Origin of the sequence: Massilia pseudoviolaceinigra, assembly GCF_030846505.1 — a bacterium.
Taxonomy (GTDB): Bacteria; Pseudomonadota; Gammaproteobacteria; order Burkholderiales; family Burkholderiaceae_D; genus Telluria_A; species Telluria_A violaceinigra.
Genome location: NZ_JAVCWL010000017.1, coordinates 149,626 through 169,907, shown reverse-complemented (window position 1 = coordinate 169,907; position 20,282 = coordinate 149,626). Strand labels below are relative to the sequence as shown.

Annotated in this window: 23 protein-coding genes; 13 read left to right on the top strand and 10 right to left on the bottom strand. The window is 63.1% G+C overall.

Going from position 1 to position 20,282, the window contains the following annotated elements; translation table 11 throughout:
- The 4 genes from RBA40_RS18200 to RBA40_RS18185 form a co-directional block, all read right to left on the bottom strand.
- Positions 1-292: transposase (locus tag RBA40_RS18200; protein ID WP_306649183.1), on the bottom strand; the 292-nt coding region annotated here is incomplete at its 3' end.
- Between the two features lie 150 nt (positions 293-442).
- On the bottom strand, positions 443-934 hold the full coding sequence (locus RBA40_RS18195; protein WP_306649182.1) for a hypothetical protein: 492 nt from the start codon (positions 932-934) through the stop codon (positions 443-445).
- 240 nt (positions 935-1,174) lie between these two features.
- Positions 1,175-1,990, bottom strand: coding sequence for a pyrroline-5-carboxylate reductase (gene proC, locus RBA40_RS18190; protein WP_306649181.1), 816 nt, complete (start codon positions 1,988-1,990; stop codon positions 1,175-1,177).
- A 22-nt stretch (positions 1,991-2,012) separates the two neighbouring features.
- Positions 2,013-2,714 (bottom strand): YggS family pyridoxal phosphate-dependent enzyme, encoded by a 702-nt coding sequence (locus RBA40_RS18185; protein ID WP_306649180.1) that lies wholly within the window; start codon positions 2,712-2,714, stop codon positions 2,013-2,015.
- Positions 2,715-2,805: 91 nt separating this feature from the next.
- Here RBA40_RS18185 and RBA40_RS18180 point away from each other — a divergent pair, with 91 nt between their 5' ends.
- From RBA40_RS18180 to RBA40_RS18165, 4 genes are all read left to right on the top strand, one after another.
- Positions 2,806-3,849, top strand: coding sequence for a type IV pilus twitching motility protein PilT (locus tag RBA40_RS18180; RefSeq protein WP_099874375.1), 1,044 nt, complete (start codon positions 2,806-2,808; stop codon positions 3,847-3,849).
- Between the two features lie 15 nt (positions 3,850-3,864).
- Positions 3,865-5,001: a PilT/PilU family type 4a pilus ATPase gene (locus RBA40_RS18175; RefSeq protein ID WP_306649179.1), complete on the top strand. Its 1,137-nt coding sequence runs from the start codon at positions 3,865-3,867 to the stop codon at positions 4,999-5,001.
- Positions 4,998-5,489, top strand: a complete 492-nt coding sequence (locus RBA40_RS18170) for a glutathione peroxidase (RefSeq protein ID WP_306649178.1) — start codon at positions 4,998-5,000, stop codon at positions 5,487-5,489. The genes RBA40_RS18175 and RBA40_RS18170 overlap by 4 nt, the downstream gene beginning before the upstream one ends.
- Before the next feature lie 270 nt (positions 5,490-5,759).
- Positions 5,760-5,978 carry a hypothetical protein gene (locus RBA40_RS18165; protein ID WP_306649177.1) on the top strand — a complete coding sequence of 73 codons (219 nt, stop codon included), beginning with the start codon at positions 5,760-5,762 and terminating at the stop codon, positions 5,976-5,978.
- Positions 5,979-5,980: 2 nt separating this feature from the next.
- Here RBA40_RS18165 and glcF read toward each other — a convergent pair whose 3' ends face one another.
- Genes glcF through RBA40_RS18150 form a run of 3 tightly spaced genes read right to left on the bottom strand, consistent with a single transcriptional unit; the run spans position 5,981 to position 9,757 of the window.
- A complete protein-coding gene (gene glcF / locus RBA40_RS18160; RefSeq protein WP_306649176.1) occupies positions 5,981-7,207 on the bottom strand; it encodes a glycolate oxidase subunit GlcF in 1,227 nt (408 codons plus the stop codon).
- Positions 7,207-8,274, bottom strand: coding sequence for a glycolate oxidase subunit GlcE (gene glcE, locus RBA40_RS18155; protein ID WP_374710512.1), 1,068 nt, complete (start codon positions 8,272-8,274; stop codon positions 7,207-7,209). Before glcE ends, glcF begins: the two co-directional genes overlap by 1 nt.
- 1 nt (position 8,275) lies before the next feature.
- Positions 8,276-9,757 (bottom strand): FAD-linked oxidase C-terminal domain-containing protein, encoded by a 1,482-nt coding sequence (locus RBA40_RS18150; protein ID WP_306649174.1) that lies wholly within the window; start codon positions 9,755-9,757, stop codon positions 8,276-8,278.
- 73 nt (positions 9,758-9,830) lie between these two features.
- On the opposite strand from RBA40_RS18150, the gene RBA40_RS18145 reads away from it, so the two are divergent.
- The 5 genes from RBA40_RS18145 (at position 9,831) to RBA40_RS18125 (ending at position 12,965) form a co-directional block, all read left to right on the top strand.
- Positions 9,831-10,385 (top strand): cob(I)yrinic acid a,c-diamide adenosyltransferase, encoded by a 555-nt coding sequence (locus RBA40_RS18145; RefSeq protein ID WP_306649173.1) that lies wholly within the window; start codon positions 9,831-9,833, stop codon positions 10,383-10,385.
- Positions 10,386-10,390: 5 nt separating this feature from the next.
- On the top strand, positions 10,391-10,753 hold the full coding sequence (locus tag RBA40_RS18140) for a DUF5329 family protein (RefSeq protein WP_306649172.1): 363 nt from the start codon (positions 10,391-10,393) through the stop codon (positions 10,751-10,753).
- Positions 10,754-11,686, top strand: a complete 933-nt coding sequence (locus RBA40_RS18135; protein ID WP_306649171.1) for a hypothetical protein — start codon at positions 10,754-10,756, stop codon at positions 11,684-11,686. It abuts the gene before it with no gap.
- A gap of 99 nt (positions 11,687-11,785) precedes the next feature.
- The gene (locus RBA40_RS18130) at positions 11,786-12,364 is read left to right on the top strand and encodes a DUF488 domain-containing protein (protein ID WP_306649170.1); all 579 of its coding nucleotides are present in this window, start codon (positions 11,786-11,788) and stop codon (positions 12,362-12,364) included.
- The gene (locus tag RBA40_RS18125) at positions 12,357-12,965 is read left to right on the top strand and encodes a uracil-DNA glycosylase family protein (protein ID WP_306649169.1); all 609 of its coding nucleotides are present in this window, start codon (positions 12,357-12,359) and stop codon (positions 12,963-12,965) included. Before RBA40_RS18130 ends, RBA40_RS18125 begins: the two co-directional genes overlap by 8 nt.
- Before the next feature lie 157 nt (positions 12,966-13,122).
- Here RBA40_RS18125 and dxs read toward each other — a convergent pair whose 3' ends face one another.
- The 3 genes from dxs to RBA40_RS18110 are packed head-to-tail and all read right to left on the bottom strand — an operon-like array spanning position 13,123 to position 16,142.
- Entirely contained in the window at positions 13,123-14,991 is a 1,869-nt protein-coding gene (dxs, locus tag RBA40_RS18120) for a 1-deoxy-D-xylulose-5-phosphate synthase (protein WP_306649168.1), read from the bottom strand.
- Positions 14,992-15,885, bottom strand: a complete 894-nt coding sequence (locus tag RBA40_RS18115) for a polyprenyl synthetase family protein (protein ID WP_306649166.1) — start codon at positions 15,883-15,885, stop codon at positions 14,992-14,994.
- On the bottom strand, positions 15,882-16,142 hold the full coding sequence (locus RBA40_RS18110; protein WP_054266369.1) for an exodeoxyribonuclease VII small subunit: 261 nt from the start codon (positions 16,140-16,142) through the stop codon (positions 15,882-15,884). Before RBA40_RS18110 ends, RBA40_RS18115 begins: the two co-directional genes overlap by 4 nt.
- A 314-nt stretch (positions 16,143-16,456) precedes the next feature.
- Here RBA40_RS18110 and RBA40_RS18105 point away from each other — a divergent pair, with 314 nt between their 5' ends.
- From RBA40_RS18105 to RBA40_RS18090, 4 genes are read left to right on the top strand one after another with little or no spacing between them, the layout of a single operon-like run.
- Complete coding sequence (locus RBA40_RS18105; RefSeq protein ID WP_306649165.1) at positions 16,457-17,557, top strand: aromatic ring-hydroxylating oxygenase subunit alpha; 1,101 nt, start codon at positions 16,457-16,459, stop codon at positions 17,555-17,557.
- A gap of 10 nt (positions 17,558-17,567) precedes the next feature.
- Positions 17,568-18,482: a DMT family transporter gene (locus RBA40_RS18100; RefSeq protein ID WP_306649164.1), complete on the top strand. Its 915-nt coding sequence runs from the start codon at positions 17,568-17,570 to the stop codon at positions 18,480-18,482.
- A gap of 7 nt (positions 18,483-18,489) precedes the next feature.
- Positions 18,490-19,416: a DMT family transporter gene (locus tag RBA40_RS18095; RefSeq protein ID WP_306649163.1), complete on the top strand. Its 927-nt coding sequence runs from the start codon at positions 18,490-18,492 to the stop codon at positions 19,414-19,416.
- Between the two features lie 8 nt (positions 19,417-19,424).
- Entirely contained in the window at positions 19,425-20,276 is an 852-nt protein-coding gene (locus RBA40_RS18090) for a sulfurtransferase (RefSeq protein ID WP_306649162.1), read from the top strand.
- Positions 20,277-20,282 lie beyond the last annotated feature (6 nt).

Below are 20,282 nucleotides of genomic sequence, written 5' to 3'. Positions count from 1 at the left end.
CTTTTAAGCCGAGCCGACAAAACCAACGGTACGCCAGGTTCATGCTTACTTCCTCGCACAATCTACGTTCGGACCGGATTCCATAGCAGTACCCAATGATCAGCATGCGCGCCATGAGTTCGGGATCAATCGACGGTCGACCAGTATGGCTATACGAATCGGCCAGGGACAGCCGAAACTCGCTCAGGTCGAGGTACCGGTCCACTGCTCTCAGCAGATGGTCTTCGGGAACATATTCCTCTAGACTGAGCACAACAAATAGCTCTCGCTTCGTTGTCTGACGCCCCATCATCTCAGCCTCCCTCTTTGAGACCTGTTAGACAGTGATAAGCGGTTAAGATCGCGAGCTCGAGTGGACTTTTTCAACGCAATAGACCCTTAGCCAACGTTCCAGAGGCGGACAGCATACGGCGGCGCCATGCAATTCCGGGAATTAATCAGGCTACTCCCGGGATTGTTCTGAAATCAGAAGCACGAGCTTCCTAAGGCTTTTAAAGGCGACCACCAAGTCTTCTGCCGAGCTACAGACAGGACGTGGGTATGCTGGCTTTGGCAGAGGCAAGTTCTGCTGTTTCAGGCACGAGTTACAAAAGATTGCGAATGTACTTCTCACGACTTTGTTACCAACAGAAATGCAAAAATCAGTTTCAACTGTTCCGCCGCTCTGAACAATGAAATTAAGGGACACGCCATCTGGCATTTCTTCACTTTGGAATACGGTCCCAGTCCCAGGCAACTTAGACAGCTCGATCTGCCCCGATGCTGCAGTAAGGACCGCCTTGAACGGAACCTTCTTGTAGGAAGCACTTGGTTCCAGCGGAAATCTTCCGCACAGCTCATAGTATTGTTTCGTGACTCCTGCCGCATATGCGGTGTCGAACAATGAAGCCTCTGCGCTCATTCGCGTCCCTGAGTAAGATGATTTTGTGGTCATGCTTTTCACGCGCCTGTACTTGATCTAAAGAGACGTAACGTCCGCTTATGGCCGGAACCTGCGGATCTACCGCAAGCGCGTATCAAAATCGGCTATTGCATTCAATCGGCAAGGTAAATTTACCAGTCTGATGAGTTCGCTCTAGGTATAACTAGTGCGTCGTTCCGGCGCCAAGGCGTGGAAAGTCGTTTCTGGCAGTGCCAGGAAGTCGTTTCTGGCAGTGCGAGAAACGACGGCCCGTCAGTCCGCCCCCAACTCATCGCCCAACTCCCTGCCCCGCGCCGCGGCCGCCTTGATCGCGGCAACCACCTTCTCCTTCACGCCACTGCCCTCCATGCTGCTCAAGGCCGCATAGGTCGTGCCACCCTTCGACGTCACGCGCTCCCTGAGCACCGACACCGCTTCGTCGGACTGCGCCGCCAGCTGCGCCGCCCCGGCGAACGTGGCCAAGGCCAGCTGCTTGCCCTGCTGCGCCGACAAGCCCATCTCCTCGGCTGCCTGCTGCATCGCTTCGATGAAGTAAAACACATACGCCGGCCCGCTGCCCGACACCGCCGTCACCGGATCGATCATGTCCTCGCCATCGAGCCACACGGTCTGACCGACGGCCTTCATGATGGCGTCCGCCGCCGCCTTCTGCGCTTGGCTCACGCCCGCGGTGGCCACCATGCCGGTGATGCCAAGCCCGATCAGCGCCGGCGTATTCGGCATGGTCCGCACAATCGCGCCATAACCACCGAGCCAGCGCGACAAATCCGCCGCTTGGATGCCCGCCGCAATCGACACAATCAGCGGCGCCCCGGTCAACTGCGGCAGCAGCGCCGCCGCCACCTCGCGCATCTGCTGCGGTTTGACCGCCAGCACGATCGCATCGCACCCGGCCAGCGCGCCATCGATCGCGCCGCTGGTGCTCACGCCATGCTGCGCCTTGAGCCGCGCCAGCGCATCGGCATTCGGATCGACCACGTGAATGTCCGCCCCCGCGGCCAGCTTGCCCGCCAGGCCGGCGATCAGCGCCGACGCCATGTTTCCACCACCGATAAACGCAATCTTCATAGCCACCCTTATTAGTATTGTCTTACTCGTATTGCCGTGATCCGAAAATCGCACTGCCGACCCGCACGATGGTCGCGCCTTCCGCAATCGCCGCGCCCAGGTCGGCCGACATGCCCATCGACAGCGTATCGAGCGCCAGCCCGTCCGCGCGCAACCGGTCGTACAGCACGCGCAACTGGCGAAATCCGGCGCGCTGCCGGTCGACCTGGGCCTGCGCTTCCGGGATCGCCATCAGCCCGCGCAGGCGCAAGTGTGGCAGTTGCGCCACTGCGCGTGCCAATTCGGGCAATGCTTCCGGCGTGACACCACTCTTGCTAGCCTCACCACTGATGTTAACTTGCAGACAAACATTCAGCGGCACCATTTCAGGCGGGCGTTGTTCAGATAAGCGCTGCGCTATCTTGAGCCGTTCAACGGTATGCACCCACGCGAAGCTGGCCGCGATCGGGCGCGTCTTGTTGCTCTGTATAGGGCCGATGAAGTGCCATTCCATCGGCGCAGCGGGCAGTGCGTGCGAAACCGCGGCTATTTTATCCAATGCTTCTTGCAAGTAATTCTCTCCGAACGCATACTGCCCGGCGGCAGCGGCTTCAAGTACAGCCTCGGCAGGAAAAGTCTTGGAAACGGCGAGCAATTGCACGTCGTTCCGGGAGCGGCCTGCGGCGTCGGCCGCAGCAACAATACTCGCATCGACAGCTTGCAAGTTCTGGACGATTGTGGACATAATCATTTTCGGCGGGCAATTCAATGCAGGTCGGTCGTTGCGAAATGCGCACACCATCGGCACGCGCCCATTCACGGCACAGGGATTATAAATGGACATCTCCGAATTACTCGCATTCTCCGTCAAGAACAAGGCATCCGATTTGCACCTTTCATCCGGCTTGCCGCCGATGATCCGCGTGCACGGCGACGTTCGCCGTATCAATCTGCCGCCGCTGGAGCACAAGGATGTGCACGGCATGATCTATGACATCATGAATGACGGCCAGCGCAAGCAGTACGAAGAAATGCTCGAGTGCGATTTCTCGTTTGCGATTCCGGGCCTGGCGCGCTTCCGCGTCAACGCCTTCAATCAGGAGCGCGGCGCGTCGGCGGTACTGCGGACCATTCCTTCAAAAATCCTGAGCCTGGAAGACTTGAATGCCCCGCGCATTTTCGCCGAACTGGCGATGCGTCCGCGCGGCCTGGTGCTGGTCACCGGCCCGACCGGTTCGGGCAAGTCGACGACCCTGGCGGCGATGGTCAACCACCTCAACGAAAACGAGTATGGCCACATCCTGACCATTGAAGACCCGATCGAATTCGTGCACGACTCGAAAAAGTGCCTGATCAACCAGCGCGAAGTCGGTCCGCACACGCTCTCGTTCAACAACGCCTTGCGCTCGGCGCTGCGCGAAGACCCGGACTGCATCCTGGTGGGTGAGCTGCGCGACCTGGAAACCATCCGCCTGGCCCTGTCGGCCGCGGAAACGGGCCACCTTGTCTTCGGCACGCTGCACACCTCCTCGGCCGCGAAAACCATCGACCGTATCGTCGACGTGTTCCCGTCCGAAGAAAAAGAGATGGTCCGCGCGATGTTGTCCGAATCGCTGCAGGCCGTCGTTTCGCAGACGCTGCTCAAGACCAAGGACGGCTCCGGCCGTATCGCCGCGCACGAAATCATGATCGGCACCCCGGCGATCCGCAACCTGATTCGCGAAGCGAAGATCGCGCAGATGTACTCCGCGATCCAGACCGGCAGCTCGGTCGGCATGCAGACGCTGGACCAGAACCTGACCGATCTGGTTCGCCGCAACGTCATTTCCGGCGCTGCTGCGCGTTCGGCCGCCAAAACGCCGGAAAACTTCCCCGGCTAATTTTTAGGATATTTAATGGAACGCGACCAGGCCTCAAAATTCATGTTCGACCTTCTGCGTCTGATGACCAGCAAGGGCGGCTCCGACCTGTTCATCACGGCCGGTTTTCCACCGGCGATCAAGATCGACGGCAAGATCACCCCGGTGTCGAGCCAGGCGCTCACGCCATCGCACACCGCCGACCTGGCGCGTGCGATCATGAACGACAAGCAGACCGCCGGCTTCGAGCTGACCAAGGAATCGAACTTTGCAATCAGCCCGGGCGACCTGGGACGGTTCCGGGTATCGGCCTTTATCCAGATGAGTTCTGTCGGCATGGTCCTGCGTACCATCACCACCGCCATTCCGCGCCTGGACGACCTGGGCCTGCCGGAAATCCTGAAAGACATCGTGATGACCAAGCGTGGCCTGGTGATCATGGTCGGCGCGACCGGTTCGGGTAAATCGACGACGCTGGCGGCGATGGTCGGGCACCGCAACGAAAACAGCTACGGGCATATCATCACGATCGAAGACCCGGTCGAATACGTTCACCCGCACAAGAACTGCGTGATCACGCAGCGCGAAGTGGGCGTCGATACCGAGTCGTTTGAAGTCGCGCTGAAAAACTCGCTGCGCCAGGCGCCGGACGTGATCCAGATCGGCGAGATCCGCGACCGCGAAACGATGGAACACGCGATTGCCTTCGCCGAAACCGGTCACCTGTGCATGGCCACCCTGCACGCCAACAGCGCCAACCAGGCGCTCGACCGCATCATCAACTTCTTCCCCGAAGAACGCCGCCAGCAACTGCTGATGGACTTGTCGCTGAACTTGAAGGGCATGGTGTCGCAGCGCCTCATTCCGATGAAGGAAGCCAAGGGCCGCTGCGTGGCGATCGAAATCATGCTCAACTCCCCGCTCATTTCGGACCTGATCTTCAAGGGCGATGTGCACGAGATCAAGGAGATCATGAAGAAGTCGCGCGAACTGGGCATGCAGACCTTCGACCAGGCGCTGTTCGACCTGCACGAATTGGACAAGATCACCTACGAAGACGCGCTGCGCAACGCCGACTCGGTCAATGACCTGCGCCTGAACATCAAGTTGAACGGCAAGGAAGCCAAGAACCGCGACCTCTCGCACGGCACCGAGCATCTGGGTATCGTGTGACGAGCGCACTCGATTTCAAGGCGGCTGATATTTCGGGCACGCCGGTGGACCTGGCCATGTACAAGGGCCAGGTTGTGCTGGTCGTGAACACGGCCAGCGCCTGCGGCTACACGCCGCAGTACAAGGGCCTTGAAGTCGTGTACCAGCAGTTCAGGAACAAGGGCGTGGCGGTGCTGGGTTTTCCGTGCAATCAGTTCGGCGGACAGGAACCGGGCAGCGAAAGCGAGATCGGCGCGTTCTGCGAGAAGAACTATGGCGTCACGTTTCCGCTGTTTGCCAAGATCGATGTCAATGGCGATAATGCGCATCCGCTGTTCCAGCACTTGAAGAAAGCGGCACCCGGTGTGCTGGGGACCGAGCGGATCAAATGGAACTTCACCAAGTTCCTGATCAGGAAAGACGGCAGCGTGTACAAACGCTACGCACCAATGACCAAGCCGGAAGAGCTGGTCGACGATATCGAGAAGCTGCTCGCAGATAAGGGCTAACGGTTACGCCGTCCGCCTGTTCTCGTCCCCGTCGTTCCCGTCCCCTCTCCGTCGCACCTTCCCGCTTCCTCATCCCCGTCGATCGTGCCATTGGCTAAAACGACGGCGATTGCTCGCACCAGCATTCACAAAGCAAATAACCTTCATCAAATAATGTGCTTACATCATTCAAAACGTGAATGACGAACATTCTAATTTGAAATTGGAGTTATATGTTGCGATGCCGCATAATGTGTACATACCAAACAAACACATTGAAAAAGGATCGATATGAACATCGTGAAGAACATGGAAGCCGTCGTCATCGCCGCAGTTGCACTGACCTTTGTCACCGCCATGGCCTCCGCTGAAGCACCGCGCGCCCGCACCGCACCGACTTCGCCGGCCGCTGCCGCCAAGGCCGACGCCGACGCCAAGGCCGACATGACCACCATCGTCGTCACCGGCAAGCGCCTGACCGCGGCGGAAAAAGCGAAACTGGCCGCGTAATCTCAGACCAGCGCCTGGTCGATTAACTCGATCCAGTGCGCAACGGGCGTCTCCGTGCCCGATTGAAGGTGTGTCTGGCATCCGATATTGGCCGACACAATCACTTCCGGGTTCGTAGCCTGCAGACTGGCCAGCTTGCGGTCCCGTAGTTCAGTCGCCAGCGCAGGCTGCAGCACCGAATAGGTGCCGGCCGAACCGCAGCAAAGATGGCTGTCGGCGCACAGCGTCACATCGACGCCGGCAGCACGCAACACCCCTTCCACCTTGCCGCGGATCTGCTGTCCGTGCTGCAGGGTGCAAGGCGGGTGGAACGCCACCCGCTTCGCCACTTTCCCTTTCAGCTTCGCTCCCAGTTCGGCCTCGAACTGCGGCATGATTTCACTAAGGTCGCGCGTCAGCATCGCAATGCGCGCAGCCTTGGCGGCGTAGGCGCTGTCGTGCGCCAGCAGGTGCCCGTATTCCTTGACAGTGACGCCGCAGCCCGACGCAGTCATCACGATCGCCTCGACATGCCCGCCCTCGACCAGCGGCCACCAGGCGTCGACATTGCGGCGCATGTCATCGAGGCCGCCTTCCTGGTCGTTCAGATGGTAGCGCAGCGCGCCGCAGCAGCCCGCCTCGGGCGCGGCCAGCAGCTGCACGCCAAAGGCGTCGAGCACCCGCGCCGTGGCGGCGTTGATACCGGGCGCCATGGTGCTTTGCACGCAGCCTTGCAGCACCAGCATCTTGCGCGCATGTTCCCGCGCCGGCCAGTGGCCTGCGCTGCGCGTCTTGGGCAGCTTGTCCTGCAGCGCCGGCGAAAGCAGTGGCCGCAACAGCTGCCCCGCCCTGAACGCCGGCTTGAAAATCCACGCGCGCGGCAGCGCTTCCTTGAGCACCGCGCGCTTGATGCGTTCACCGAGCGGACGCTGGACGCGCTCCTCGACCACCCTGCGGCCGATGTCGGCCAAGCGCCCATAGCGCACGCCCGACGGACAAGTCGTCTCGCAGTTGCGGCAAGTCAGGCAGCGGTCCAGGTGGGTCTGGGTCTTGACGGTGACCGGCGCACCTTCGAGCACCTGCTTGATCAGGTAGATGCGTCCGCGCGGGCCGTCGAGTTCATCGCCCAGCAGCTGGTAAGTGGGACAGGTGGCGGTGCAGAAGCCGCAATGAACGCAGGCGCGCAGGATCGCTTCGGCTTCGTCGCCGTCAGGCGTGCCCTTGATGAAATCGGCGAGGTTGGTTTGCATCAGTACATCCGTCCGGGATTGAAAACCTGCGACGGATCGAAGGCCGCCTTCAGGCGTTGATGAATCCTGGCGACGCCGGGCGCCAGCGGCTGGAACACGCCGAGGCGCTTGTCGCCGCCCCGGAACAGGGTGGCATGGCCGCCCACCGCCGCCACCGCGCGCCGGATATTGTGCGCCATCGCCGCATCGGCATCGATTCTGAGCCAGCGCTGTGCGCCGCCCCACTCGATCAGCTGCGCGCCGCGCAGGATGATGGCGCCCGTGGCCGACGGCACCGACAGGCGCCACAGGCTGGCGTCGCCATCGAAGAACGCATGCTGCTGCTCGCGCAGCGCAGCCCAGAAGGCGGGGCCGTCATCGACCGCCTGCCCGCCCAGCGTGCGCGCGGCAGCAACGACCGCGGCCTGCGCGCCCGACAGGCGCAAGGTAAGCACGCCGCCATGCCAGCAACTGGCCGAGATCGGCAGCGGCAGGCCCGCCCACTCGTTCAGGCGCCGCAGCGCGTCGATTTCATCCGTCTCGAAGCGCAAGGTGGTCTCGCGCAGCGCGCGCGGCAGCACCTTGATAGAATGCTGCAGCATCAGCCCCAGCGTGCCCATGGAACCGGCCAGCAGGCGCGATACGTCGTAGCCGGCCACGTTCTTCATGACCTGGCCGCCGAAGGTGAGCACCTCGCCCTTGCCGTCCATGAGGACGGCGCCGAGCACGAAGTCGCGCAGCGCACCGCTGCTGGCCCGGCGCGGGCCGGACAGGCCGCTGGCGACCACGCCGCCGATGGTGGCGCCTGCGCCGAAGTGCGGCGGCTCGAATGCCAGCATCTGGTTACGTTCGGCCAGCGCCGCCTCGATCTCGGCCAGCGGCGTGCCGCAGCGCGCGGTAATGACCAATTCCGTCGGCTCGTAGTCGACAATGCCGCTGAAACCGCACGTGTCGAGAATGTCGCCATCGCTGGCCTGGCCGTACCAATCCTTGGTGCCGCCGCCGCGAATGCGCAGGGCGCGGCCACTGCTTGCCGCCGCCAGCACCTGTTCCCTGAATTGTTCGATCCGCTGCACATTGTCTCCCATGTCAGAAACGCGGCAGGCCGGCAAAGGGCAGCACGCCGCCGCTGACGCGCATCTTGCCGAATTCGGCGCAGCGGTTCAGCGTGGGGATGGCCTTGTCGGGATTGAGCAGGTGCGGCGCATCGAAGGCGCGCTTGACGGCGAAGAAGGCATCGAGTTCCGCGCGCGTGAACTGCACGCACATCGAATTGATCTTCTCCATACCCACGCCATGCTCGCCGGTGATGGTGCCGCCCACTTCGACGCACAGCGCCAGGATGGCCGCGCCAAACGCTTCCGCGCGGTCGAATTGGCCCGGCTCGTTGGCGTCGAACAGGATCAGCGGATGCAGGTTGCCGTCGCCGGCGTGAAACACATTGGCGCAGCGCAGGCCGTAGGTCACTTCCATCTGCGCGATCCCGGTCAGCACCTGCGCCAGGTTCTTGCGCGGGATGGTGCCGTCCATGCAGTAGTAATCGGGCGAGATGCGGCCCGCCGCCGGAAAGGCGTTCTTGCGGCCCGACCAGAAGCGCAGGCGTTCGGCCTCGCTCTGCGACACGGCGATGGCACTCGCGCCGGCCGCCTGGAGCACCGCCGACATGCGTCCGATTTCCTCGTCCACTTCCAGCTGGGTGCCGTCCGCCTCGCACAGCAGGATCGCCGCAGCATCGGTGTCGTAACCGGCGCGCACGAACGGTTCGACCATGCGCGCGGACGTCTGGTCCATCATTTCCAGCCCGGCCGGGATGATGCCGGCGGCGATCACGCTGGCCACCGCATTGCCGCCGGTGACGACGCTGTCGAACGAAGCCATGATCACGCGCGCGGTGGCCGGCTTCGGGATCAGCCTGACCGTCACTTCGGTGACAATGCCCAGCATGCCCTCGGAGCCGATGAATACGGCCAGCAGGTCCAGGCCCGGTGCATCGAGCGCCTCGCCGCCAAGTTCGATGATGTCGCCATCGATGGTGGCCACGCGCACGCGCAGCACGTTATGCACGGTGAGTCCGTATTTGAGGCAGTGCACGCCGCCCGAATTTTCCGCCACGTTGCCGGCGATGGTGCAGGCGATCTGCGAGGATGGATCGGGCGCGTAATACAGGCCGTGCGGCGCGGCCGCGTCGGAAATGGCCAGGTTGCGCACGCCCGGCTGCACCACCGCCAGGCGCGCATAAGGCTCCATGCGCACGATGCGGTTCATGCGCGCAGTCGACAGCACCACGCCGTCGGCGATCGGCAGCGCCCCGCCCGAGAGGCCGGTGCCGGCGCCGCGCGGCACGATCGGCACGTTCAGTTCCCGGCAAACGTTGAGGATGGCAAGCACCTGCTCTTCGTCGTCGGGCAAGGTGACGATCATCGGCAACTGGCGGTAGGCGGCCAGGCCGTCGCACTCGTAAGGGCGGGTGTCTTCGGGGTCGGACAGCACGCAGCGTTCCGGCAGCACCGCCAGCAGCGCCTGGGCGACTTGCCGCCTGCGTTCGGGATCGATGGGAAGGGAAGCTGACATGCATCGATTGTATGCGTTATCGCCGCTTTTGTCGTATCCTGCCTGATTATGATTCAGCTACCGGAAAACAATCATGGGCAACCGACTTTCTAAAATCGCCACCCGCACGGGCGACAATGGCACCACCGGCTTGGGTGACGGCAGCCGCACTGAAAAAGACAGCGTGCGCGTGCACACCCTGGGCGAAGTCGACGAACTCAATTCCTTCGTCGGCCTGCTGCTGTGCGAAGACATGCCGACCGAGCTGCGCGAGGAACTGGTCTCGATCCAGCACGACCTGTTCGACCTGGGCGGCGAGATCTGCATCCCCGGCTACACCCTGATCACCGACGAGCATGTGGCGCGCCTCGACGACCTGCTCGAAAAATACAATGCCGACCTGCCGCCGCTGAAGGATTTCATCCTGCCGGCCGGCTCGCGCGCGGCGTCGATTGCGCACGTATGCCGCACGGTGTGCCGGCGCGCGGAGCGCAGCATCGTCACGCTCGGCAAAACCGAGACCATCAACGACCATCCGCGCCAGTACGTCAACCGCTTGTCGGACCTGATGTTCGTGCTCTCGCGCGTGTTGAACCGCTTCGCGGGCGGCAGTGACGTGCTGTGGCAGCATGAGCGCAAGAGAGGATGATCTCCATGAAAGAGACACTGATTGCCGCGCTGGCCGCGGCACTGTGGAGCGCCGGCAGTGCGTTTGCCGCCACGCCCGACGTCACCCGTACCGAGATCACTCGCCTGCTCGACGCGGTTGAAAAGTCGCAGTGCCAGTTCAACCGTAACGGCAGCTGGCACGATGCCAGGGCGGCGCGTGCGCACCTGCAAAAGAAGTACGACTATCTCGACAAGAAGAAGCTGTTGACGAGCACCGAAAGCTTCATTGAGCGCGGCGCGACCGGCAGCAGCATGAGCGGCGAGGCGTACCAGATGCGCTGTCCCGGCACGGCGGTGGTCAACAGCGCGGACTGGCTCAAGGCTGAACTGGCGCGCGTGCGCAAGTAAGTGGACAAGCGTTCCAAGCGCGCGCCGGCGCGCAGCCCGGGCTTCAGATGGCAGCCAGGAACGGGACCTGACCCGCAAACGCTGGCACGCATGGCCCAGGCGGCGCCCAAGCCATCGGCCGTCATGGGCGAAGCATGGTTCATGAATGATGAGCGCAAGATGTACGGCTATCTCGGTACCACAGCCGTCGAACATCTCTCCGACAATCAGATCAATGAGACGCTGTGGGACATCGCCAGCGGGACGTCCAGCTTCGGCCATATGGACGAATGGGATGCGTGGTTCGCTTACCTGCTTCCAAGACTGATCGGGATAAAGCAAGCGCCAGCGCAGCGGTCCGTTATCGAGATGCTGGCGACGGCATTCTTTATCCATTACCCGGTCCGCATCGACGATTGGACCTATGACGACGTGTTGCAGACGCTGGGACAGGTCATCATGGGACCGTCGCGCTGGAAGAACGGCCGGCTGATCCTCGACCATTTCTTTAATGGCCCGCCCAACAGCCCTGATGAGACGTGGGGTTGGTGGGATGTCTGCAGCGACCTGTCGGTATCGCTGTTCTTCTGCCTGAAGTATCTCGATCCTCGCGACATCGAGGGCTGGGTGGACTCGATCTTCGCGATTGACGATCCGCACTGGCGCGCGCAGATATTGTTGTGGCTCGGCCTGGCCCGGAAGATATGGGACGCGGGAAGCGCCTTTCCCGCCGATCTGGGAGACAGGACACCCCAGACAAAATGGTCGGAATCGTTTCTGCTCGACGCCAGGCTGGCAGCGCCATTCATCACCGAGGAAAACCGGTGCGCGTTCAAGGACGCGATGCGGCCCTTACTGGCGCTGCATCTGGACGATTGGCGCCAGTCGATCGCGCAAGTCGATTATCTGGAGCTCGAAGCGCTGCCTTCCATCATCGATATCGACGATCTTTGAAGGCCTGTCGTCCCGTCAATCGTGCGCCGCAAAGGCAGTGTTATCATCAAATCTAGTAACTTACACAGCTTCGACAGCCCGTAACTGTTTTGCCACCTCGTGGAAAAGCCAAGCAAAGTTCCTCCCGCCACGCCAACCGGGGCACTCGTTTGCACGATCGGTCATTCCAACCGGCCGCTGGTTGCGTTTCTCGATCTGCTGGCCATCAATGAAATTGGCTGCGTGGTCGATGTGCGCACCGTTCCGCGCTCGCGCCACAATCCCCAGTTCGGCCAGCATACGTTGCCGCATTCACTGGCTGCCGCCGGCATCAATTATCGCTACATGCAGGCGCTGGGCGGACTACGCCGCGCAGCGAAGGACTCGCCCAATACCGGCTGGCGCAATGCCTCGTTCCGCGGCTACGCCGACCACATGCAGTCAGCCGAATTCGCCGAAGGCTTGGAAGTGTTGAGCGGCCTCGCTCAGAAGCAGCGCTGTGCGCTGATGTGCGCGGAAGCCGTTCCGTGGCGCTGCCATCGCTCGATGATCGGCGACGCGCTGCTGGTGCGCCACATCGGCGTTGAACATATCATCGGGCCCACAGGACGCAGGCCGCACGCCTTGACGCCGTTCGCCCATGTCGACGGTAAGCGCATCACCTATCCGGCGCCGCCCGCCGCAAACGCGGATGACTGACATCGCAGTCCTCAAGCACTATCCGAATCTGGACAGCCTGCTGTCCGACGTGCGCGCGTGCCGTGCCTGCGAAGCCCATCTGCCCAAAGGTCCGCGCCCCATCGTGCAGGTCGGCGAAGGCGCGCGCGTGCTGATCGTCGGGCAGGCGCCCGGCGCGCGCGTGCACGCCTCGGGCATCCCGTGGGATGACGCCAGTGGCACCAGGCTGCGCGAATGGATGGGTGTGGATGCAAAGGCGTTCTACGATCCCACACGCTTTGCCATCATCCCGATGGGGTACTGCTACCCTGGCCGGGGCAACGGTGGAGACCTGCCGCCGCGCAGCGAATGCGCCGATCTTTGGCTGTACCATCTGCTGGCCAAATTACCGGATATAGAATTGACCTTGCTGATCGGCGCGCACGCCCAGCGCCACTTTCTGGGCCCGCGCCGCCAGCCGTCATTGACCGGCACAGTCCAGGCATGGCGCGATGTCGCACCGGCGTATTTCCCCCTGCCGCATCCATCGCCTCGCAACACGCCCTGGCTGCAGCGCAATCCGTGGTTCGAGCAGGATCTGGTGCCGGTGCTGCGCGCGCGGATCGACGCGCTCTTCAGATAACGGTCGCGTCGCGCGGACGAATGCATCAATCTTGCATCGCCTGGCTTCCTGGTTGATCAAAAGGCCCACGGCATTTGCGCGCAAACAAAAACGCCAACCCGAAGGTTGGCGCTTTTCGTTGGCAGCGCATCGCGCAGCGTTCCGTAACGACCGCGTGTCAGGTATTGTTGACCACCAGGCGCGGTTCGGCGGCGCCGAAACGCTGGCGTATCGACGCGGCGATGCCCTTGGCGTCGAGTCCCACGCTGGCCAGCAGGGCTGCCGGGTCGCCATGGTCGATGAATTTGTCGGGCAGGCCGAGAATGAGCAGCGGCTTCTGGATGCCCTCCGCCGCCAGCGCCTCGGCCACGGCCGAACCGGCGCCGCCCATGACCGCGCCCTCTTCCACCGTCACCAGGTAGTCGTGCTCCTGCGCCAGCCGCTTGACCAGTTCCACGTCGAGCGGCTTGATGAAGCGCATATTAGCCACCGTCGCGTCGAGTTCCTCGCCCGCCACGACGCTGCGCGCCACCATCGAGCCGAAGGCCAGGATCGCCACGCTCTTGCCTTCGCGTTTGATCTCGCCCTTGCCGATCGGGAGCGTCGTCAGTTCTTTTTCGATGACCGCGCCAATGCCGGCGCCGCGCGGATAGCGCACCGCCGCCGGACCGTTGTACTGGTAGCCGGTGCTGAGCATCTGGCGGCATTCGTTTTCGTCCGAGGCGGCCATGACGACCATGTTCGGAATGCAGCGCAGGTACGGGATGTCATAGTTGCCGGCGTGGGTGGCGCCGTCGGCACCGACCAGGCCCGCGCGGTCGAGCGCGAACAGCACGTCCAGGTTTTGCAGCGCCACGTCGTGAATCAGCTGGTCGTAGGCGCGCTGCAAAAAGGTGGAGTAGATCGCCACCACGGGTTTGAGGCCTTCGGTCGCCAGGCCGCCGGCGAAGGTCACCGAGTGCTGCTCGGCGATGCCGACGTCGAAATAGCGGTCCGGGAACTGCTCTTCGAAGCGCACCATGCCCGAGCCTTCGCGCATGGCCGGCGTGATGCCGACCAGGCGTTTGTCGGCGGCGGCCATGTCGCACAGCCAGTTGCCGAAGACTTCCGTGTAGGTGGTCTTGCCGGCTTTCGCGGGCAGAATGCCTTCGGTCGGATTGAACTTGCCCGGCCCGTGATACAGCACCGGATCGGCTTCGGCCAGCTTGTAGCCCTGCCCTTTTTTGGTCACCACATGCAAAAATTGCGGACCCTTGAGCTTCTTGATGTTTTCCAGCGTGGGAATGAGCGAGTCCAGGTCATGGCCATCGATCGGGCCGATGTAGTTGAAGCCGAATTCCTCGAACATCGTGGCCGGGACCACCATGCCCTTGGCGTGTTCTTCGAAGCGCTTGGCCAGTTCCAGCACGGGGCCGGGCAGCACAGACTTGCCGACGTTCTTGGCGGCCGCGTAGAACTGTCCCGACATCAGGCGCGCCAGGTAGCGATTGAGCGCGCCGACCGGCGGCGAAATCGACATGTCGTTATCGTTCAATACCACCAGCAGGTTGATGTCTTCCTGTACGCCGGCGTTGTTGAGCGCCTCGAAGGCCATCCCGGCGGTCATGGAGCCGTCGCCGATGACGGCGATCGCGTGACGCGATTCGCCTTTGATCTTGGCCGCCTGCGCCATGCCCAGCGCGGCCGAAATCGAGGTCGACGAGTGCGCCGTGCCGAAGGTGTCGTATTCGCTTTCGTCGCGCCGCGGGAAGCCCGAAATGCCGTTCAGCTGGCGCAGGCTGTGCATCTGGTCGCGCCGGCCGGTGAGGATCTTGTGCGAGTACGTCTGGTGGCCCACGTCCCACACGATGCGGTCGTACGGCGTGTTGAACACGTAGTGCAGCGCAATCGTCAGCTCCACCGTGCCCAGGTTGGACGACAGGTGGCCGCCGGTCTTGGACACGGAATCGAGCAGGAAATGGCGCAACTCGTGCGCCAGGGGCGTGAGTTGGGCGCGTGCCAGCTTGCGCAGTTCGGCCGGTTCGTTGATTGTCTCTAGCAAGTTCATTTACGCTTTCCGCTGCACGATCAGGTCCGCCAACTGGCGCAGCCGATCTGCTTTTTCACCAAACGGCGCGAGCGCGTCATGCGCATCGTTCCGCAATTTTTCTGCCAAGACCCTGGATGGCTCCAGGCCCAAAATCGATACATAGGTCGGCTTGTTGGCCGCCGCATCCTTGCCCGCGGTCTTGCCGAGGGTGGCAGAATCGGCGGTCGCATCGAGCACGTCGTCGACCACCTGGAAGGCCAGCCCGATCGCTTTTGCGTAGGCGTCGAGCGCCGTCATCTGCTCGTCGCTCACATCGCCGCCGGCCAGCGCGCCCAGTACCACCGAAGCGCGCAGCAAGGCGCCGGTTTTGAGCTGGTGCATCTGTTCGAGCTGTTCGAGCGTGAGGCTGATGCCGACGCTGTCAAGATCGATCGCCTGGCCGCCGCACATGCCGGCCGACCCGGCCGCGTGCGCGAGCAAACGCAGCATCGCCACCTGGCGCGCCGCCGGAATGTCCATGCCTTCGGAGAGCACCAGGAAGGCCTGCGACTGCAGCGCATCGCCCACCAGCAGCGCGGTCGCTTCGTCGTAGGCCACGTGCACGGTCGGTTTGCCGCGGCGCAGGTCGTCGTCGTCCATGCAGGGCATGTCGTCGTGCACCAGCGAGTAGGCGTGGATCATTTCGACCGCGGCGGCGGCGCGCTCCAGGGCGCGCGTATCGGCGCCATACAGCGCGCCGGCGGCGAACACCAGCAGCGGGCGTACCCGCTTGCCGCCGCCGAGCACCGTGTAGCGCATCGCTTCGTGCAGTTTGTGCGGCACCGCGCCCGCCGGCGGCAGCAAGGCGCCCAGCGCCTCTTCGACGCCGGCCTGCACGGTTTTCATCCAGTCGCCGAAAGCTCCGCCGCTCATTGCATGCCCTCGCCGGCGCCGTCGGCCGCAAAGGGCTTGAGCATGTCGCCTTCGAGGACCTTGACCTGGGACTCGACTTTTTCGAGCTGCGCCGCGCAATAGCGCACCAGCTCGGAGCCGCGCGCGTACGCCGCGACCGACGCCTCCAGCGGCAACTGGCCGGCTTCCATCTGGGTCACCAGCTGGGCCAGTTCGGCCATCGCCTGTTCGAACGATTCGGGCGCAGCTGCGCTTTCCGCTATTAATTTCTTTGCCATAGTTACTTTATGTGAGACCGCCGCCCGCAACTTTATGCGCGGCGGCCAGTCTAATCGCTTATTCTAGAACAATCCATCCTGACGGGTGGCGATTTGGCATTTTATCGCATTGGGGCTGGATCGATGAAAACCATGTTTTTCCTTCAACATTTGCATTCGCCCACACCACATTCCCGCGCCGGACCAAGACGGTAGGGCCCGTTCCGCGCTATAATCGCCGGTTCTGTCCGAAATGCCGTATTCCGCACTTAAAAATACTGGTCTTTGGATTCTTTCTCTTCTTTGGCTGATGCACATATAAAAGGGGGGTTGGGATGTCCGATCTGGCTACCCACGCCAAGCTGGCGCGCTCATGCGCGCAGCTTCCGGTAGATGCTTACTTTGATGAAGCGCTCTTGAAGCGCGAAATGCAGCAATTGTTCCAGCATGGCCCGCGCTATGTCGGCCATACGCTGATGGTGCCCGAAACGGGAGACTTTGCCACGCTCGCTGCCGAGAATGAGGGCCGCATGCTGGTGCGCAACGCAAACGGGATCGAAGTCCTGTCCAATGTGTGCCGCCACCGCCAGGCGCTGATGTTCAACGGACGCGGCAATGCGAACAATATCGTCTGTCCGCTGCACCGCTGGACCTACGACCTCAAGGGTGAGCTGATCGGTGCGCCGCACTTTCCGGAAACACCGTGCCTGAACCTGTCCAAGACGCCGCTGCAGGAGTGGAACGGCTTGCTGTTCGAGCAGAACGGCTACAACGTCATGGAAAAACTGGCCGGCCTGTCGGTGACGAAGGATTTCGATTTTTCGGGCTATATGTTCGACCACGTCGAGGTGCAGACCTGTGATTACAACTGGAAGACCTTCATCGAAGTCTACCTGGAGGATTACCACGTCGAGCCGTTCCACGCGGGCCTGGGCGGCTTTGTCAGCTGCGACGACCTGCGCTGGGAATTCGGGCGCGATTACAGCGTGCAGACGGTCGGCGTGAACCGCGGCCTGGGCAAGGCCGGTTCGCCCATCTACCAGCGCTGGCAGGAACAGGTGCTCAAGTTCCGCGGCGGCGTGCCGCCCGAAAAAGGCGCGATCTGGTTCACGCTGTACCCGAACATCATGGTCGAATGGTATCCGCACGTGCTGATCGTCTCGACCCTGTGGCCGGACGGTCCGCAAAAGACGCGCAACGTGGTCGAGTTCTACTACCCCGAAGAGATCGTGCTGTTCGAGCGCGACTTCATCGAGGCCGAACGCGCCGCCTACTTCGAGACCTGCATCGAGGACGATGAAATCGCCCAGCGCATGGACGCCGGCCGCCGCATCCTGCTGGCGCGCGGCGTCAACGAGGTGGGGCCGTACCAGTCGCCAATGGAAGACGGCATGCAGCACTTCCACGAGTGGTACCGCAGCAACCTGGCGCTGTAGGCGCCGAGCGATGGCCGCGCTCTGGATCCTGGTAGCGAGCTTCCTGTTCTCGCTCATGGGCGCGGCCGTGAAGCTGGCCTCGAGCGAGTATTCGGTGGCCGAAATCGTGTTCTACCGCGGCCTGGTCGGCATCATCCTCCTGTACTTTTTCATCCGCCACCAGGGCGGCAGGCTGCGCACCGGACACCTGGGCGGGCACCTGTGGCGCGGTTCGATCGGCGTGGTGTCGCTGTGGATGTGGTTTTACGCGGCCACCAAGCTGCCGCTGGCCACCGCCGTCACCCTCAATTACATGTCGCCCATCTGGACCGCGGTCGCGGTGATCGCCTTCGCCTGGTGGCAGGGCGGGCAGCGCATCGCCCTGCCCCTGCTGGCGGCCATCGGCGTCAGTTTCGGCGGCGTGATACTGGCCCTGCGTCCGGCGTTCGAGGCGCAGCAGTGGTTCGGCGCGCTGATGGCGCTGTTGTCCGGCGTGCTGGCCGCCGTCGCCTACACCATGGTGCGGCGCCTGAGCCGCGCCGGCGAACCCGAATACCGGGTGGTGTTCTACTTTTTGGCGGTCAACATCGCGGCCGGCCTGGCCGGCAGCCTGCTGCCGGGCGGCTCGCCCGACGGCGCCGCCTGGCATGCGCATTCGCCGCGCGGCGCCGCCCTGCTGCTGTTCATCGGCGCCTCCGGCGTGTTCGCCCAGATGGCGCTCACGCGCGCCTGGCGCACCGGCAAGGTGCTGGTGGTGGCCAACCTGCAGTACACCGGCATCGTGTTCTCCAGCGTGTGGGGCATCCTGATCTGGCACGATGTCTTCGACTGGCATGTCTGGCTCGGCATGGGACTGATCCTCGCTTCCAGCATCGCCGCCACGTTCTACAACACCGTTACTGAAAAACGCGCCGCCGCGGCCGCATCGGCCGGCGTCGACCAATAAGGAAACCATGGCAGCAGCACTGTGGATGTTATTTGCCAGCTTCGCTTTTGCCGCCATGGGCGCGGCCGTGAAACTGGCATCAAGCGTGTATTCGACGTCCGAAATCGTCATGTACCGGGGCCTGATCGGCACCGTCATGCTGCTCGTCATGGTCAGGCACCAGGGCCTGACCCTGCGCACCGCGTTCGTGAAAGACCATCTGTGGCGCAGTGTCGTGGGCGTGGTGTCGCTGTGGATGTGGTTTTTCGCGATCGGCAAACTGCCGCTGGCCACCGCCGTCACCCTCAATTACATGGCGCCGATCTGGATCGCCGCCTTCCTGTTCTGCGCCGGCTGGTGGCACGCCAAGGACCATGCCGAATGGCCGCTGGTGGTGGCCGTGATCATGAGCTTTGTCGGCGTCACGCTGGTGCTGCAGCCGGCCATCGCGGCCAACCAATGGCTCGGCGGCGTGGTCGGCCTGCTTTCGAGCGTGCTGTCGGCGATGGCGTACATGCAGGTGCGGCGCCTGGGCCAGCTGGGCGAACCGGAGTTCCGCGTGGTGTTCTATTTTTCCGCGATGACCGCCACGGCCGGCCTGGCCGGCACCCTGCTCGAAGGGCGCGGCGCCGGCGTGCCCTTATTCACCGCGCATAACCTGCATGGCGCCGCGCTGCTGCTGGCCATCGGCGTGTCCGCCCTGTTCGCGCAGATCGCCATGACGCGCGCCTACCGCATCGGCAAGGTGCTGGTGGTGGCCAACCTGCAGTACACCGGCATCGTCTTTTCCAGCCTGTGGGGCATGCTGCTGTGGGGAGACAAATTTACCTGGTACGTTTGGCTGGGAATGACGGTGATTCTTGTGTCGGGCATCGCCGCGACGTTTTACAATACGCAAAGCACGCCGCGCGGCGCCGCCGTCAGCAAGACCGATCCCATCGCAAGCGAACTTTAAGGACGCCCATGTACACGACACTGATCTCCGCAGCCGACCTGGCCGGCCATATCGACAACCCGGCCTGGGTCATCGTCGACTGCCGCCATGACTTGATGAACCCGTCCGCCGGACGCGACGCCTACGCCGCAGGCCACCTGCCGCACGCCCTGTTCGCCGATATTGAAACGGAACTGTCGGGCGCCAAGCGCGGCGCCGACGGCGTTTTCCGCGGACGTCATCCGCTGCCGGAGCGCGCCGACCTGATCGCCACCCTGCGCAGCTGGGGCATCGACGACGACAGCCAGGTGGTCGCTTACGACGCGCACGGCGGCATGTTCGCGGCGCGCCTGTGGTGGATGCTGCGCTGGGTCGGCCATCCGGCGGTAGCGGTGCTCGATGGCGGCCTGGCGGCCTGGCAGGCGGCGGGACTGGCGCTGTCGACGGCCGCGCCGCCATCGCGCAGCGGCGGCATCACGGAACGCGCGCCGCTGGTGACGACCGTCTCGGCGGCCGATGTACTCGATAATATCGAGGGCGGCAAGCGCGTGGTGCTCGACGCGCGCGCGGCTGACCGCTTCCGCGGCGAGAACGAAACCATCGATCCGGTCGGCGGCCATATACCGGGCGCGAAGAACCACTTCTTCAAGGATAACCTGGGACCGGACGGACGCTTCAAGGATGCCGCCCAGCTCAAGGCGGAACTGGCGCCCCTGGTGGGCAATCCGTCCGGTGCCATCATGCAGTGCGGCTCGGGCGTGACCGCCTGCCACAACCTGCTGGCCCTGGAAGTGGCCGGGCTACCCGGCGCCGCGCTGTACCCGGGTTCGTGGAGCGAGTGGTGCGCCGATCCGGCACGCCCGGTAGCCACCGGAACATAAAACGCC

Bases quoted from the DNA above. Each gene is read 5' to 3' on its own strand.
- RBA40_RS18115 (WP_306649166.1), bottom strand. From the start codon at position 15,885: ATGAGCGGCGGAGCTTTCGGCGACTGGATGAAAACCGTGCAGGCCGGC.
- glcE (WP_374710512.1), bottom strand. From the start codon at position 8,274: ATGGGAGACAATGTGCAGCGGATCGAACAATTCAGGGAACAGGTGCTG.
- RBA40_RS18100 (WP_306649164.1), top strand. From the start codon at position 17,568: ATGGCCGCGCTCTGGATCCTGGTAGCGAGCTTCCTGTTCTCGCTCATG.
- RBA40_RS18140 (WP_306649172.1), top strand. From the start codon at position 10,391: ATGAAAGAGACACTGATTGCCGCGCTGGCCGCGGCACTGTGGAGCGCC.
- RBA40_RS18090 (WP_306649162.1), top strand. From the start codon at position 19,425: ATGTACACGACACTGATCTCCGCAGCCGACCTGGCCGGCCATATCGAC.
- RBA40_RS18105 (WP_306649165.1), top strand. From the start codon at position 16,457: ATGTCCGATCTGGCTACCCACGCCAAGCTGGCGCGCTCATGCGCGCAG.
- RBA40_RS18165 (WP_306649177.1), top strand. From the start codon at position 5,760: ATGAACATCGTGAAGAACATGGAAGCCGTCGTCATCGCCGCAGTTGCA.
- RBA40_RS18110 (WP_054266369.1), bottom strand. From the start codon at position 16,142: ATGGCAAAGAAATTAATAGCGGAAAGCGCAGCTGCGCCCGAATCGTTC.
- proC (WP_306649181.1), bottom strand. From the start codon at position 1,990: ATGAAGATTGCGTTTATCGGTGGTGGAAACATGGCGTCGGCGCTGATC.
- RBA40_RS18185 (WP_306649180.1), bottom strand. From the start codon at position 2,714: ATGTCCACAATCGTCCAGAACTTGCAAGCTGTCGATGCGAGTATTGTT.
- RBA40_RS18150 (WP_306649174.1), bottom strand. From the start codon at position 9,757: ATGTCAGCTTCCCTTCCCATCGATCCCGAACGCAGGCGGCAAGTCGCC.
- glcF (WP_306649176.1), bottom strand. From the start codon at position 7,207: ATGCAAACCAACCTCGCCGATTTCATCAAGGGCACGCCTGACGGCGAC.
- RBA40_RS18095 (WP_306649163.1), top strand. From the start codon at position 18,490: ATGGCAGCAGCACTGTGGATGTTATTTGCCAGCTTCGCTTTTGCCGCC.
- dxs (WP_306649168.1), bottom strand. From the start codon at position 14,991: ATGAACTTGCTAGAGACAATCAACGAACCGGCCGAACTGCGCAAGCTG.
- RBA40_RS18195 (WP_306649182.1), bottom strand. From the start codon at position 934: ATGACCACAAAATCATCTTACTCAGGGACGCGAATGAGCGCAGAGGCT.
- RBA40_RS18145 (WP_306649173.1), top strand. From the start codon at position 9,831: ATGGGCAACCGACTTTCTAAAATCGCCACCCGCACGGGCGACAATGGC.
- RBA40_RS18125 (WP_306649169.1), top strand. From the start codon at position 12,357: ATGACTGACATCGCAGTCCTCAAGCACTATCCGAATCTGGACAGCCTG.
- RBA40_RS18180 (WP_099874375.1), top strand. From the start codon at position 2,806: ATGGACATCTCCGAATTACTCGCATTCTCCGTCAAGAACAAGGCATCC.
- RBA40_RS18175 (WP_306649179.1), top strand. From the start codon at position 3,865: ATGGAACGCGACCAGGCCTCAAAATTCATGTTCGACCTTCTGCGTCTG.